The sequence below is a fragment of the Amycolatopsis sp. H20-H5 genome, from assembly GCF_035828755.1.
GTDB lineage: Bacteria > Actinomycetota > Actinomycetes > Mycobacteriales > Pseudonocardiaceae > Amycolatopsis.
In genome coordinates, this window is record NZ_JAYMZS010000006.1 from 142,000 (window position 1) to 156,520 (window position 14,521).

11 protein-coding genes are annotated in these 14,521 nt (G+C 69.0%); 4 read left to right on the top strand and 7 right to left on the bottom strand.

What is annotated here, in order from left to right; all coding sequences use genetic code 11:
• Nucleotides 1-8 precede the first annotated feature (8 nt).
• A complete protein-coding gene (locus QMK34_RS05110) occupies nt 9-677 on the bottom strand; it encodes a DUF1707 SHOCT-like domain-containing protein (protein ID WP_326412051.1) in 669 nt (222 codons plus the stop codon).
• A gap of 84 nt (nt 678-761) precedes the next feature.
• Here QMK34_RS05110 and QMK34_RS05115 point away from each other — a divergent pair, with 84 nt between their 5' ends.
• The gene (locus QMK34_RS05115) at nt 762-1,808 is read left to right on the top strand and encodes a hypothetical protein (protein WP_326412054.1); all 1,047 of its coding nucleotides are present in this window, start codon (nt 762-764) and stop codon (nt 1,806-1,808) included.
• Between the two features lie 12 nt (nt 1,809-1,820).
• Here QMK34_RS05115 and QMK34_RS05120 read toward each other — a convergent pair whose 3' ends face one another.
• Genes QMK34_RS05120 through QMK34_RS05130 form a run of 3 tightly spaced genes read right to left on the bottom strand, consistent with a single transcriptional unit; the run spans nt 1,821 to nt 4,815 of the window.
• The gene (locus tag QMK34_RS05120) at nt 1,821-2,489 is read right to left on the bottom strand and encodes a response regulator transcription factor (RefSeq protein WP_326412056.1); all 669 of its coding nucleotides are present in this window, start codon (nt 2,487-2,489) and stop codon (nt 1,821-1,823) included.
• On the bottom strand, nt 2,486-3,613 hold the full coding sequence (gene macS, locus QMK34_RS05125; RefSeq protein WP_326412057.1) for a MacS family sensor histidine kinase: 1,128 nt from the start codon (nt 3,611-3,613) through the stop codon (nt 2,486-2,488). The genes QMK34_RS05120 and macS overlap by 4 nt, the downstream gene beginning before the upstream one ends.
• The gene (locus QMK34_RS05130; RefSeq protein ID WP_326412059.1) at nt 3,610-4,815 is read right to left on the bottom strand and encodes an AI-2E family transporter; all 1,206 of its coding nucleotides are present in this window, start codon (nt 4,813-4,815) and stop codon (nt 3,610-3,612) included. The genes macS and QMK34_RS05130 overlap by 4 nt, the downstream gene beginning before the upstream one ends.
• A 327-nt stretch (nt 4,816-5,142) precedes the next feature.
• Between QMK34_RS05130 and QMK34_RS05135 the strand changes: the two genes are divergently transcribed.
• Nucleotides 5,143-6,153 carry a hypothetical protein gene (locus tag QMK34_RS05135; protein WP_326412061.1) on the top strand — a complete coding sequence of 337 codons (1,011 nt, stop codon included), beginning with the start codon at nt 5,143-5,145 and terminating at the stop codon, nt 6,151-6,153.
• Nucleotides 6,154-6,384: 231 nt separating this feature from the next.
• Nucleotides 6,385-9,681: a beta strand repeat-containing protein gene (locus tag QMK34_RS05140; protein WP_326412063.1), complete on the top strand. Its 3,297-nt coding sequence runs from the start codon at nt 6,385-6,387 to the stop codon at nt 9,679-9,681.
• 857 nt (nt 9,682-10,538) lie between these two features.
• Here the strand turns inward: QMK34_RS05140 and QMK34_RS05145 are convergent.
• Both QMK34_RS05145 and QMK34_RS05150 read right to left on the bottom strand, forming a co-directional pair.
• Nucleotides 10,539-11,333, bottom strand: coding sequence for a dioxygenase family protein (locus tag QMK34_RS05145; RefSeq protein ID WP_326412066.1), 795 nt, complete (start codon nt 11,331-11,333; stop codon nt 10,539-10,541).
• 75 nt (nt 11,334-11,408) lie between these two features.
• Nucleotides 11,409-11,825 carry a MarR family winged helix-turn-helix transcriptional regulator gene (locus QMK34_RS05150; RefSeq protein WP_326412068.1) on the bottom strand — a complete coding sequence of 139 codons (417 nt, stop codon included), beginning with the start codon at nt 11,823-11,825 and terminating at the stop codon, nt 11,409-11,411.
• A 69-nt stretch (nt 11,826-11,894) separates the two neighbouring features.
• Between QMK34_RS05150 and QMK34_RS05155 the strand changes: the two genes are divergently transcribed.
• The gene (locus tag QMK34_RS05155; RefSeq protein WP_326412070.1) at nt 11,895-12,359 is read left to right on the top strand and encodes a MarR family winged helix-turn-helix transcriptional regulator; all 465 of its coding nucleotides are present in this window, start codon (nt 11,895-11,897) and stop codon (nt 12,357-12,359) included.
• A 113-nt stretch (nt 12,360-12,472) separates the two neighbouring features.
• Here the strand turns inward: QMK34_RS05155 and dnaB are convergent, their stop codons facing one another.
• Nucleotides 12,473-13,882 (bottom strand): replicative DNA helicase, encoded by a 1,410-nt coding sequence (dnaB, locus tag QMK34_RS05160; protein ID WP_326412128.1) that lies wholly within the window; start codon nt 13,880-13,882, stop codon nt 12,473-12,475.
• Nucleotides 13,883-14,521: the final 639 nt, after the last annotated feature.

Sequence of the window (14,521 nt, forward strand, 5' to 3'; positions counted from 1 at the left end):
AGAGCGGCCTAGCCGAACATGGACTGGCGGGGGTGCCGGATCACCAGCGAGCCACCGTGGACCTGTCCGGTGAGTACGTAGCGGGGGTTGCCGACGCGGCCGTTCGAGTTCGTGCGGTCGACCAGGGAGCCGTACTTGACGTCGGTGATCGCGTTGATGTCGACGGCCGCGTGCTCGGGGATGACGATCTCGACCGAGCCCCATTTGCACGCCAGGTCGATGTGCACCACCGGCGTCTGGACCTGCGCCTCGGTGAAGTCCAGCTTCGTCGAGCCGTACTTGTTGCGCACCGACACCGCGGCGGGCACGAGCCACGGGCCCGAGCGGACCAGTGACGAGTACTTCGCCGTCAGGTCCAGCCGCTGGCCGGGCGCGTAGGAGCCGTACTGCGGGGGCGGCGCGTACGGACTCTGCGGGGTGAACTGGTTCGGCACGGACCGCTGCGCGCCCGGGTGCGTCAGGCCCGGCAGGTCCGCCAGGACCGCGTTGAGCTCGCCGCGGGTCCGCGCCGCCAGCGCGACCTCGGTGCGCTCGCTGAACTCGTCGAGGTCGAGCATCCCGTGCCCGATCGCTTTTTGCAGGACCTCGACGACGTGCTCGCGTTCGTCGTCCGACACCCGCAGGTCGCGCTGGTTCAACGGCTTGGTCTCGGTAGCCGTGTTCTCTTCCTCGCTCATGAATCTGATGGTAGAACCGCAAGCAACCAGCCAGATCGGGGAAAAACCCTGAACAGACCCGGATTTCGCGCGTGTTCGGCCCTCGTGGCCGCCTGCTGCGTACTGTCCGCGTGCACCGCCGGGCAGCCGGACGCCCCGGGCCCCAGCTCGCCGGCGGCGCCGTTCACCCAGCCGCAGCCGCCGCCCGCCGGGCTGCCGGGGGCGGCCGCCGACGGGATCTCGGTGCGGCTCCTGCTCCCGACCTCCCCGCCGAGCGTGTTCGACGCCGACACCGGTAAAACCGCACGCGTGGCGGGCGCGCCCGGCGGAAACCGGTCCAACTACGTCATCCAGGCGGGCAAGCACCCGGTGCTCGTGTCCGCGCCGGTCTGCCAGCCCACCGCGTGCACCACGCCGTCGGACGTGCTGGCCTACTCCGCGGCCGACGGCTCCGTGCAGACGCTCGGCAAGGCGCTCAGCGCCGCCCCGACCGCCGACGGCGAAGGCGTCTGGCTCATCCGCGACGACGGCAACGACAACTGCCGCCTGCAGCGCGTGTCGTTCGCGGGGGTCCAGACCGACGCCGGGCAGTCCGCGAGCTGCGGGACGACCGTGCGGACGGACGGGCCGAAAGGGCTTCTGATCAGGGTCAACGACGGGACACAGTCCTACGAGGACGTCCTGATCGATCCGGTCACCGGGCGGACGGTGCAGCAGGCCCCGCACATCCTCGGCCTGATCGGGAACCGCCTGCTCATCGAGGAACTGAGCGGGTTCACCGTGCTCGACCTGGACACCGGGACCAAGGTCGCGCTCAAGCGCCCCGGCACGGACGGCCAGGCGAGCGACCTCCTGCCCAGCCCGGACGGGCGCCGGGCCGCGATCCAGTTCGGCGTCCCGAGCTGGCGCAGCACCAGCACGCAGGTCGTCGACGTCTGGGTGCTCGACCTGGACACCCCGCAGTGGCTGCAGGCGCCGTCGATGCCCTACAGCGGCGACCTCAAACACTGCGCGCTCGACTGGTCCGGCGCCGGTGACCTGGTGCTCGCGGACACCGTCGTCGCCGCGTGGCATCCGGGCGAGCCGTCGTGGCGGCTCGCCAAGGCCCCGCTCCCCCCGGAGCGCGGCAGCACCATCGCCGTCCTGCGCTAGCTATCTAGCCGTCTACTCGCCGTCCAGCCCGTGCTCGATCGCGTAGCGGGCCAGCTCGACCCGGTTGTGCAACTGGAGTTTCCGCAGCGTGGACTGCACGTGGTTCTCCACCGTGCGATGCGAGAGGACGAGCTTCTCCGCGATCTGGCGTGCTGTCAGTCCCTTCGCGACCAGGCGTAGTACGTCGGTCTCGCGCTCGGTCAGCCGTGGGGGCGGGGGCGAGCCGTCGGCCGGTGTGTCGGCCATGCGCCGGTATTCGCCCAGCACCAGCCCGGCCAGCCCGGCGGTGAACACCGGATCGCCCGCGGCCGTCCGGCGGACGGCGTCGACCAGCTCGTGCGCCGAGGCCGATTTCACCAGGTACCCCGAGGCACCCGCCTTGACCGCCTCCAGCACGTCGCTGTGCTCGCCGCTCGCCGACAGCACCAGCACCTTCGTGGCGGGCAGGATCCCGGTGATCTCCCTGGTCGCGTCCACCCCGGAGGTCTCGCCGAGGTTGAGGTCCATCAGTACGACGTCGGGCCGCACGGCCCGCGCGATGCGCACCGCGGCCTCCCCGTCCGGCGCTGTCGCCCGCACGTCGAAGCCGTGTTCGGCCAGGTCACGGGCCACTCCGTCGCGCCAGATCGGGTGGTCGTCGACCACCATCACCGACACCGCGGGCTCGCTGTCCTTGGTCATCGCTTTCCCCTCGCCTTCGCCGGAACCCTGACTTCCCACTCCGTGCCACTGCCCGGTGCGGTGTCCAGGACCGCGCTCCCCCCGAGATCGCGTACCCGCCCCTTGATGGACTCCACCACTCCTAGATGTCCCTGCTCGGCCGCTCGTTCCAACCTTCCGGGTGCGATCCCGGGCCCGTCGTCGCGGACGCTCACCACGATCTCGGTCCCGAGGTCCTCCAGCAGCACCCACGCCTTCGCGTCTTCACCGGCGTGCTTCTCGACGTTCGCCAGCGCCTCCCTGGTCACCGCGACGAGCTCAGCGGTGACGTGCACGGGCAGCTCGACCTCTCCGGCCGGCGCCGAGACCTGCACCGACGGCGTCGCGAGCAGCTGCAGCGCGGCACGCAGGTCGGTCGTACCGCTCGCACTCGGTTTGACCGGCTCGGTGGTGACCAACGCGCGCAGCGCCACCTCTTGCTCCCCGGCCATCTTCGCCAGCTCGGCCGCCTCGCCGCCGAGCTCGCCACCACGACGGCGGACGCGCGCGAGCACCTGCAGCACGCTGTCGTGGATCGACCGGGCCAGCCGTTCCCGTTCCGCCGTCGCCGCTTCGGTCCGCAGCGCCTGCTCCAGCGTGGCGGCCGAGCGGCGCCCGAGGGTCGCCGCCATGCCGACCAGCAGCCCGGCGGCCGCGAGCAACACCCCGTCCCTGGCGACGTCGAGGTCGAACCGCCCCCGCGCGACCCCGGTCGCGACGCTGACGACGAGCCCGGCGAGCACCCCGCCCGCCGCGCCGAACCGCGCGCCGACGGCCACCGGCGCCGCGGCGCCCCACACCGTGGTGATGAGCGGGACGTCCTCCGCGAACTGCGCGTCGCTGAGGATCAGCGGCGACAGCGTCAGCAACGAGGTGGTCAGCACGAGGTCGAAGACCACCAGCCACGGCGGGCGCGTCCGCTCCCGCGCGTAGCACACGCTGGTCGCGATCGTCCACGCCGTCATCACGCCGAGGACCGTCCAGGCGAGCCATTCCCGCAGGTACGCACCCTGCTGCACGATGGCTGTGGCGATCGCGAATGACAGGGTCAGCACGCGCAGCGCGATCGTCGCGCGCCACATCGGGGTGACCGGGTCGCGGGTCATGGCTTCGCGTTGGTGGCGACTTCGGGATCCTCCTCGGTCTTGGGATCCGCGTTGTTCGGCTGGGCGGCCTTGTCGGCCAGCACGTCGACCGACGCCGGATCGGGGTCCTGCTCGTGCAGCAGCGACCGGACGCCCGCGTTGAGCACGGCGAGCAGCGGCACGGACAGCAGCGCCCCGGCGATTCCCGCCGAGACGAGCCCCGCGGTGATCGCGAGCACCACGGCCAGCGGGTGCAGCCGCACCGCGCGGCCGAGCAGCAGCGGCTGCAGCACGTGGCTCTCCAGCTGCATCACGCCGATCACGATGGCGAGCACGACGACCGCGCCGAGCGGACCGTTGGTGACCAGCGCGATCAGCACCGCCACCCCGCCGGCGATCACCGCGCCGATGATCGGGATGAACGCGCCAAGGAAGACCAGCGTGGCCAGCGGGATCACCAGCGGCACCCCGACGATCCACAGCCCGATGCCGATGCCGACCGCGTCGACCACGGCGACCGCCGCCGTCGCCCGCACGTAGCTGACCAGCGACGCGAACCCGCGCCGTCCGGCGACGTCGACGCGCTTGCGCACGTGGCGCGGCACGCCGCGCACCAGGAACGTCCAGATCTGCTCGCCGCCGGAGAGGAAGAAGATGAGGATGAACAGCGACAGCAGGAAGCCGGTGAGGATCTCGCCGACGGTGCTGGCGGTGGTCAGCGCCGTGGTGGTGATCGACCCCTGGTTCTTCTGCAGGAAGCCGATCGCCTGGTTGATGAAGTCCTGGATCTGTTCCTGGCGCAGGTGGGGCGGCCCGTTGAGCAGCCAGTCCTTGATCTGGTTGAGGCTGTCGTTGAGCTGTTTCTGCAGCTGCGGCAGGCCGTCGGAAAACTGCACCACGACGAACGTCAGCAGCCCGCCGAGCACGGCCAGCCCGGCGATCAGCACGATCGCGGCGGCCAGCCCGCGCGGGAACCGCCGCTTCACCAGCGCCGCCACGGCCGGCGCCAGCAGCGCGGCCAGCAGCAGCGCGATCGACACCGGGATGACCACCACGGACAGGTAGCCGACCAGGAACACGATCACGTAGAGCGCGGCGATCACGACCAGGAAACGCCACGCCAGCGCCGCCGTCACCCGGAGGCCGCGAGGGACCAGCCCGGTGACGTCCTGAGTCTCGGACAGAAAGGGGTTTTCGGCGTCGCCGCGCCCGGGCTTGGTCACCGGCACACCGTATCGGTTACCTCCGACACTGGTGGACTTCTCCGGCGTTCCCGGCGGTGGCGAGCCGCCCGGATTCGCCCGAAGTGACGCTTGACACCGGCAGCCATCACGGACTCACGGGTAACCACATCCCGCCAGCGACGATCACTCCGTGTGAAAGTCGGAAACACTCTGTGTTCTTCACACGATCGGGCCATCAAGTCGTGTCAGGGGTGCGCGGACGATCCGTTCTTTGCTTATCTCGTTCTTGTCACGGCGAACAGGAACGGCGAACAGCCCCCGAAAGCCTGGCGATCAGACACATCCGAGCGGCAGGAGAACGAACGAGTGACACGGGCAGCGGTGAACGAGGGACGGGGCGCGGCGCGCTTCGGCCGTCTCGCTTCGCGTGCCCTGTTCGTCCTCGGCTCCGCCGTCGCCGGTACCGCCGCCGCGTGGGTCATCTCCGGTGCCAGTGCCTCCGCCGACACCGTGGCCACCCCGGTCACTGACGCCACTGTCGCGAGCATGAACGAAGCCGCCCACGGTGCTTCCCAGTTCGCGGGCGACGTCTCCGGCACCGCCGCGGCCGCCCTGCGCGACGTCCACTGCTTCCAGGACGCGACGACCTGGTCCGCGCCTGACTGCTCCGCCCCCGGCCAGATCGGTGGCCCGGCCCGTCAGCACGCCGCCCACCGCGTCATGGACCACGAAGTCTCCGAGCGCGTCAGTGACTCGGTCGCCGACCTCGCCGAGAACACGGTCGTCAAGCCGGCGCAGGGCACGCTCGGCGCCGTCGAGCACATCGCCCGCAAGCCGGAGGACGCCCGCCAGGTCCTCGGCGAGGCTGTCACCCCTTCTCCTGAGGCGGCCGAGTTCGGCCAGAAGTTCTGGCAGCTGCTCGACCCGAACTCCACCGGCGACCTGGTCACCCTGCCGCGGCTCCCGGGAAGTCTCCCGGTCGAGCCGGTCAGCCCGATGAGGGAAGCCGGCCAGGTCACCGAGACCGCCGAAACCACCGCCGTCCCGCTGACCGCCGCAGTCCAGGCCGCGCTCGCCGCGCCGGACGCCGCACAGCAGGCAGCTCTTCCCGGTAAGCCCCGCACCGGTTCGTCGAACGACGACCACCGCGACTTCCCGCTCCCGTTCTCCCCGATGCAGCTTCCGCTCGCACCGGTGTCTATCCCGACTGTCCCCGGTGGCGGCTCCGCTCCCGGTGGTCACTTCGACGGCCTGACCTCCGGCGTTCCCGCCTGGGCAGTTTCCGCCGTCGACAACGCCATGGCCGGCACCGTCCGCGCCGGCGTGCGGCGTATGCCGCTCACCCCGGGCTCGCAGCCCGGTGTCACTCCCGACTGAACACCTTCCCGCGGGGTAGCTGACGCGCCCTTCCGCCCGCACTTCTGACGTGCCGGCATTGCGTCACTTCTGCCTACCCCGCCTTCACCGCGGCTCGCACGCGTTCGTTTCCGTGCGCCCGCATCGCTCCACCCATCACGCTCCACCCATCACACAGTGCTCTGGCGCAGCTTCGCGCCGTGAGCACCCCTCAAACCCGCAAGGGAACCCCAAATGAAGGAGAAAACCCCCATGCAGTCCTGGGCAAAGCGCGGACTCCAGACCGCGTTGGTCACGGGTGGCCTGTTCATGCTGGGCACCGGCATCGCCTCAGCTGACGAGAACGTCAACCCCGACGTTCCGCCCTCCCCGCTCGACCTGAACGTGACCGTCCCGATCGACTCGGCGAACAACGCCATCGGCACGCCGTTCGGCCAGTTCGACGTTCCCGCCGCGCACAGCGAGCTCAGCACGAAGCCGGTCACCCGGCCGTTCAACGCCGCCGCCGCGGAATTCGACAAGGCCAGCCCCGTGAGTGACAGCACTCTCGGTGGCCTCACCAAGCAGGACGGTGCCGGCGCGTTCACGCCGAACCACCGCACCCTCAAGGGCAACAAGGTCGTCGGCGACGTCGTCGTCCCGATCCAGATCGTTGACAACGCCGTGGGCGTGCTCGGCGACGCGCAGGTCGAAGGTGGCTCCCACCAGCAGACCTGGTCGCACAACCAGGACGTCAAGACCGAGGGCCAGAACTCGAGCCTCGCCGGCAACGTCGTGGACCTCGACTGGGCCGCGCCCGTCCAGATCGCCGGCAACGGCGTCGGCGCGCTCGGCGGCAGCGGTGCGGTGCACGGCGGCTCGGCCAGCCAGAGCACCACCGAGACCGGCAACGTCACCACCACCGGCAAGGGCTCCGCCCTGTCCGGCAACGTGGTGCCCGCCCAGTTCGCCACTCCCGTGCAGGTCACCGGCAACGCCGGTACCTTCCTGCTCGGTAACGCGTACAGCGAGTACGACGCCGACACCACCGCCAAGTCCGGCGGCTGGATCAAGAGCAACGGTGAGGGCGGCTCCGGCTCCGGCAACGTCGCCGGTGCGCCGATCGCCCTGCCGGTCAAGTTCAACGGCAACGCCGCCGGCGCGCTGGGCTCCGACGCCGACACGGTGTCGAACTCCGCCGCCGACGCGTTCGCCGGTGGCACCCGCACCAGCGCGCTGAACGTCCCGACCTACATCGACACCAACGGGGACAAGTCGTTCCTCGGTGGCAACGCCGTCGCCCCGCAGGGTGGCCTCATCGCCAACGTCACGTGTGTGGCCGGCACCGGCATCGGCAACGCGACCACGGGCAACGCCCTCGGCCGCGGCGCGAACGGCTGCTCCTCCTCGAGCGTCGTCAACTCCGGTGGCTTCATCGGCACCAGCGGTGACCAGGCCGCCGGCGCGGGCAACATCGTCGACCCGGCCGTCGCGCTGCCGGTCGAGGCGTTCGGCATCGGTGCCGCCGCCATCGGCAACTCGCACGCCAACGACGACAACAGCACCGACGCCAACGCGGGCAGCGGCACCTTCACCCGCGGCAACGACTCGGTGCTTTCGGGCAACGTCGCCAACACGGCCGACGCGCTGACCGCCGAGGTCTTCGGCTCCGGCGCTTCGGCCATCGGCAACGCGTCCGGCCACTCGACCGAAGAGAAGAAGGTCACGGCCGGCGGCTACGACGGCTCGCAGGGCGACAACTCCTCGGGCTCGGGCAACGTCGCGCAGGTGCCGGTGGCCCTGCCCGCCGAGGTCTTCGGCATCGGTGGCTCGTTCATCGGCCAGTCCACGGGCTCCGCGCAGGAGACCAAGGTCATCCGCGGCGGTGGCGGCGGGAACACCGAGGACGACTACGGCACGATCAGCTCCAACCTCGCGGCCGTCCCGGTCTCGCTTCCCGTGCAGGTGTTCGGCGTCGGCGGTGCCGTCGCCGGACAGGGCCACGGCAAGGCGGCGACCGACACCACGTCGACCGCGGGCGGCGACGTCCACGCGACCGGTCCGCTCGGTGCGGCCGCGGGCAACATCGCCCAGGTCCCGGTCTCGCTGCCCGTCCAGGGTCACGGTGTCGGCGGCGCGGTCGGTGGCATCGGCACCGGCGCCAGCGACAACCTGACCGACTCGAAGGCCGGCGGCAACGCGCTGACCAACGGGCACGACGGCGGCATCGCCGGCAACATCGCGCAGGTTCCGGTCGGCGGCGCGGCCAGCGTCTTCGGCGACGGTGGAGCCCTCGGCGCGCTGGGCCACGGCGCCGCGACCAACGACGTCATGTCCACGGCGGGCGGCAACTCGGCCACCAACGGTGACCGCGGCGCGATCGCCGGCAACATCATCAGCGGCCAGGCGCTCCCGATCGCCCAGGTCTTCGGCGACGCGGCCAGCGTCGGCGGCGTCGCGACCGGCAACGGTCTCAACACCACCGCGGGCAAGGCCGGCGGCAACACCAGCACCTCCGGTGTCGAAGGCGCCATCTCCGGCGACCTCATCGACGTGCCGGTCTCGGCCGTCCCGCAGGTCTTCGGCGACGCGGCCACCGTCGGCGGCGTGGCACACGCCCTCGGCGACAACCAGACCGTCGGCACCGTCGGCGGCGCGAGCCACACCGTGGGCGACGAGAGCGGCCTGTCCGGTGTCGACGGCCAGGTGCCCGTCGGCGCGCTGGTCCAGGTCTTCGGCGTCCCGCTGGAGCTGATCGGCAACGCGACCGCGCTGTCGCACAACGACACCGTGATCACCGACGAGCCGCAGCTCAACCTGCCGATCCAGGGCTCGGAGCTGGGCACCAACGAGCTCCCCTCGCTGGGCTCCATGGGTTCCCTCGGCGGCACCAACGGCCTGGGCTCGCTGGGTTCGCTTGACTCCCTGGGTGGCGGCAACAGCCTCACCTCCCTGGACTCCCTCGGTGGCGGCAACGGCCTCGGCTCCCTGGGTGGCGACAGCCTGACCTCGCCGCTGGACTCGCTGGGTGGCGGCAACGGCCTGACCTCGCTCGACTCCCTGGGTGGCGGAAGCCTGACCTCGCCCCTGGACTCGCTGGGCGGCAACGGCCTGCAGGTCCCGACCGGCAACTACGGCACCCAGCGCGCCGACCTGCCGAACACCGGCACCCTGCCGATCAACTCGCTGAACGGCCTCGCCGTGCTGCAGAACCTGGGCCACCTCCCGGGCCTGCCCGGCAACACCCAGCGTGCGGACGTCCCGGCGCTGACCACCCTCCCGGTGGCCCTGCCGCTGACCGAGCTGCCCACCACCGGCACGCTCCCCACCAGCATGCCGACCACGGGCACCCTGCCCCTGGTGGCACTGCCCACCACCGGCACCCTGCCGACCACCGGCACCACGCCGACCACCGGCACCCTGCCGGTCGTCACCGAGCTGCCCGTCCTGAACTCCGCCGAGGCCACCCCGAACCTGCAGGTTCCGGCCCTGGCGCAGATGGACTCCTCGCCGCTGAACCTCTTCCAGAAGGCGCTGGCGAGCCTGACCGGCCGTTTTCACACCAAGTGACTATGAGTCGTTAGAACACTGATTTACCCCGAAACGGGCCCAAGAGCAGCCAGCTCTTGGGCCCGTTTTTTTTGGTTGCGTCCTGAGGTGCGGCTAGAAGCCTGTGTTTTTTGGCCAGCGCGCTCACAAACTCGCGCCGCCAGGTCGCCCCTGACTTCCAGCGTAAGTGCGGCTTTTGTTTGTAGGGGGCGACCTACCGTCGCGAGTTGGGGCGGCCTGGCGGCCGCGAAAGAGGGCGCGCGGCGGTGAAGTCTCCACTCGCAGAGCTCGCGGAGACCCTGTGGTCCCGGCAAACAGCGGTGGCCGAGTTTTAGAGGGCGTCCGGAAACTGATGTCATGTCGTCCAGTTTGGTGCCTAGGAGACCGCTGAATAAGTCGATCTGAAGATCAATTGAAGTCGCCTGACCAGCGCTTTCATATTTGATCAATCATCCGAACGCTGTTATTCAGCAGTCTCCTAGGGCCGCGTGACTGACGGGGACTTTCACATGGTCTGTTCTGGTGAAGGGGCCTTTTGCGAGGTTGAGTCGAGGGAAGGTCCCCTTCGGTCGCTACCCAGGTTTGCCGTGTGCCCTGATGGGAGCCTTCACGGCGTTTAACGCTGTCATGGTGGCCTTCAGGGGCACGTATGAAACGGTCATGGCGGTATGAAACGGGCGAATGGGTAGACTTTTCGTCCTTTGTGGAGGGTAGCGGCGGCTGCTGCGACAGTTCTCAGACGCGTTCTTAGTGGTGCGTGTCGGGGGCGGGTCTGGATGAACCGGTGACTGGCTCGGCTGAGTCTTGGCGGTTCCGCACACTGTGAAGTCTTGGTGGGTTTGAAAGTCTTGGTGGGGTTGGGGGTTGGGGGTGGGTGGTTAGGAGAATTGGAGGGATCTTTTTGCTAGGCCGTGCCAGTAGCCGCTTATTTTTGTTTGGGGTTTTTGGGTGGTTGTGCTTGCGCCGAGTGAGACGAAGAGGGGGGCGAAGTGTTCTGTGCGGGGGTGGGCCAGGGGGGCTGCTGGGGCTTTGTGCTGGAAGTCCAGTAGGGCGTCCAGGTCTCCGGTGCTGAGGGTTTCGGCGCCCCAGTGGTCGAACTCGGTCGACCAGGTGGGCGGGGTGCCGTTGGGGCCGTCCACCTGACGGAGTGCGCTCAGGTTGTGGGTGAAGAAGCCGCTTCCGATGATCAGGACGCCCTCGTCGCGTAGGGGGGCCAGGCGTTTGCCGAGGTCGAACAGCTGCTGGGGGTCCAGGGAGGGCATTGAGATCTGCAGTACTGGGAGGTCCGCTTTCGGGAACATCTCCACCAGGGGTACGTAGGCGCCGTGGTCCAGGCCGCGGTCCGGGGCGTCGTGAACTGGGGTTTGGGGAGTTTTCAGGAGCTTGCGGACCTTTGCGGCCAGGTCCGGTGCTCCCGGTGCCTCGTACTTCACCGCGTAGTAGTGGTCGGGGAAGCCCCAGAAGTCGTAGACCAGGGGCACGGTGGTGGTTGCGCCCAGGGTTAAGGGGGCCTCTTCCCAGTGGGCCGAGACGACCAGGATTGCCTTGGGCTTCTCGAGGTCTGTGGACCACTCCGCCAGTTGGCGTGTCCAGGTTTCGTCGTCCGCCAGGGGCGGGGCGCCGTGGCTCAGGTAAAGGACCGGGGTCCGTGTCTGGGTTTCGGGCGAGGACATCGCCGCCTCCAAGTGTTGAAAGTTCAACTACATGGTACCTGACACTGGGAAGGGTCGCGATATTCCTGGGGTCGGTCAGTTCCTGGTTGCGGCTTCGAGGTTTGCCGCCACGCGCTCGAGCACTCGGTGGGTGGTCAGGTATTCCTCGTCGCTGACGCCCTCGGTCACCATGGCGCGGTACGCCACTACCGCGTTTTGCGTGCGGACATGTGCGGCGCGGCCATCTTCGGTCAACGTGAACCCGGTGCCGTCGGTGCTGGTGGTGAGCCAGCCGCGGTGGCGGAAGTCGTCCAGCAGAGGATTCATCAGGTCGCCCTGGGTGACGAACGGTGCCATCGCTCGCTCGACGCCCTCCTGGGTGCCCGCGCCGTTGGCGATCGTGTTGAGTGCCTGCCAGTGCCGCCGGGTGAGCGATTCCGTGCGCAGGGTGGCGTCGAGAACGGCTTCGAGAAGCTGGTGCACGTGGACCAGCCAGTAACCGAGGGGTTTCATGAGAGGCTCCTCAATGTCAACGAACAAGTGCATGTAAAAATACATGCATATGGCCGGAGAGGCAAGCCAGTGACGGATCCCGTGGTCGAGGTCGAGCGGGCGATGATCGCCATCCGGCGGAGCCAGGCACGCCGTGCGTTGTCGAAGATCGCCCGCCCCCGCGCCGCAGACGCCCCCGAGCAGGCGGTGATGGAGCTCCTGGACGTAGTCGAGGAATACACGGACCGAGGCGAACCAAGCACGGTCACCACCCTCGGCACCGCACTGGGAGTAGACCAGCCCCGAGCCAGCAGGCTGGTAGCCCGAGCAGTCGACCTAGGCCTCCTGAAGCGCGAAGCGGATCAGAGCGACGGCAGGCGAACAGTCTTAACACCAACCGAAGCAGGCACCGCCAGCCTGAACAAAATGCACGCCTTCCGCCAAGCAGTCTTCGCGGAGGCAATGGCGAACTGGTCCCCAGCAGACCAGCAAACCTTCGCCCGCCTCCTAACCGACTTCATCACCAACTACACCAAAAAAACCCACAAATCCTAACCCCAGCCACCCAACCCAGCCACAACACCCAAAAACAAAACCCGCACTTTCGTACCTGACCAGTGGCGACCTGGCGGCGCGAGTTTGTGAGCGCGCTGGCCAAAAAACACAAGCTACTCGTGGGCCAGATCAGTAAACCGGCTGTAGTGCAGCTGATGCGCGACCACGATGGTGCTGGTCGGTCCGGCACGGTGCTTCGCCAGGATCAGGTCGGCCTCGCCGGCGCGCGGGTCGTCGCGCTCCCAGGCGTCGGGGCGGTTGATCAGCAGGACGATGTCCGCGTCCTGCTCCAGCGAGCCGGACTCACGGAGGTCGGACAGCATCGGGCGCTTGTCGGTCCGCTGCTCGGGACCACGGTTCAGCTGGCTGATCGCGATCACCGGGACTTCGATCTCCTTGGCCAGCAGCTTCAGCTGCCGCGAGAACTCCGAGACTTCCTGCTGCCGCGACTCGACGCGCTTGCCCGAGGTCATCAGCTGCAGGTAGTCCACGACCACGAGCTTGAGGTCGTGACGCTGCTTGAGCCGCCGGGCTTTCGCCCGGATCTCCATCATCGTCATGTTGGGCGAGTCGTCGACGAACAGCGGCGCCTCGGAGACCTCGCTCATCCGCCGGGCCAGCCGGGTCCAGTCGTCGTCGGACATCTTGCCACCGCGCATGTCCGCCAGCCGGATCCTCGCTTCGGCGGAGAGCATGCGCATGACGATCTCGGTGCGGCTCATTTCCAGCGAGAAGACGACGCTGGTCAGGCCGTGTTTGATCGACGCCGAGCGGACGAAGTCCAGCCCGAGGGTCGACTTGCCGACACCGGGACGGGCCGCGACGATGATCATCTGGCCGGGGTGCAGGCCGTTGGTCACGTCGTCGAACTCGGCGAACCCGGTCGGGATGCCGCGCGCCGAACCGCCGCGGGAGGCGATGGCGTCGATCTCGTCCATCGTCGGCTGGAGCAGCTCTTCCAGTGCGACGTAGTCCTCGCTGGTGCGCCGCTCGGTGACATCGTAGATCGCGGCCTGTGCGCGGTCGACCACTTCGTCGATGTTCGCGCCGTCGGCCGCGGCCGCGCCGTAGCCGTACTGCACGATCCGGGTGCCCGCTTCGACCAGGCGCCGCAGCACCGCCTTCTCCGCGACGATCTCCGCGTAGTACCCGGCGTTGGCCGCCGTGGGCACCGTGGCGATGAGCGTGTGCAGGTACGGCGCGCCGCCGACGCGGCCCAGTTCGCCGCGCCGCTCCAGCTCGGCGGACACGGTGATCGGGTCCGCCGGCTCGCCGCGGCCGTACAGGTCGAGGACGCAGTCGTACACCGCCTGGTGCGCGGGGCGGTAGAAATCGTCGGGGCCGAGCGCTTCGATGACGTCGGCGATCGCGTCCTTGGACAGCAGCATCCCGCCGAGTACGGACTGCTCGGCGGCGATGTCCTGCGGCGGCTGGCGGTCGAATTCGCCTGCCCGGGGCCCCGGTTCACTCGGACCGGGGTCGGACTCCGCGTACATCGGACTGCGGTCGTCGGTCAGCGCCACCGCCGCGAACACCCCCTCATCATGCGAACACCAGTTCGATTATGCCGGATTTTCCGCGCTCGGGCACTCTTTCCGCCGAAAGCGCGTCGGTACTGCTCTCCCGGGCGGGCCCTCGTCCTGCTCCCTGTCCCCAGATGATGTCCCAGGGGGCCCGCCCGCCGTGCTTGCCACGCCGGGCGCCTGCTGGACGCCCGCCGGGCAACACCGTGAGTACCGGTCTGCCCGGCACGCTAGATCCCCCGGAAGGACTAGCGCAATTCAGCTTGGGGACTCTCCTGTGGACAACCTGGGGATGACTGGGGGCAACCAGTCACAGGTGCCGCGAACGCTGTGGACAACTTGGGGACAAGCTTGACCGATTCGCAAAGAAGCGCAGGTCAGACCCTGTGTGAAAGCTGTGGAAAACTTTGCCGAAACCCGTTCGGCGTGTCGCGCGAACTCCGTCGTTCGGCGTGTCGCGAACGGGCCTGTCCGGCACGAGGGACCACACCTGTGGATGAATGCTACGGAGGGTAGAGCGATGACCCGGTCGGCTGAACGGAGTACACAGCAGGTCTCGGTGAACCCGCCCTGCACGCTGAGTGACCACTTGCGGAGAACGTGCTGGTAGGACGATCACGAGGTGGTCAGCCCAGGGTT

Coding starts and splice junctions, on each gene's coding strand:
- macS (WP_326412057.1), bottom strand. CDS start 3,613: ATGACCCGCGACCCGGTCACCCCGATGTGGCGCGCGACGATCGCGCTG.
- QMK34_RS05120 (WP_326412056.1), bottom strand. CDS start 2,489: ATGACCAAGGACAGCGAGCCCGCGGTGTCGGTGATGGTGGTCGACGAC.
- QMK34_RS05150 (WP_326412068.1), bottom strand. CDS start 11,825: ATGAAACCCCTCGGTTACTGGCTGGTCCACGTGCACCAGCTTCTCGAA.
- QMK34_RS05110 (WP_326412051.1), bottom strand. CDS start 677: ATGAGCGAGGAAGAGAACACGGCTACCGAGACCAAGCCGTTGAACCAG.
- QMK34_RS05140 (WP_326412063.1), top strand. CDS start 6,385: ATGCAGTCCTGGGCAAAGCGCGGACTCCAGACCGCGTTGGTCACGGGT.
- QMK34_RS05145 (WP_326412066.1), bottom strand. CDS start 11,333: ATGTCCTCGCCCGAAACCCAGACACGGACCCCGGTCCTTTACCTGAGC.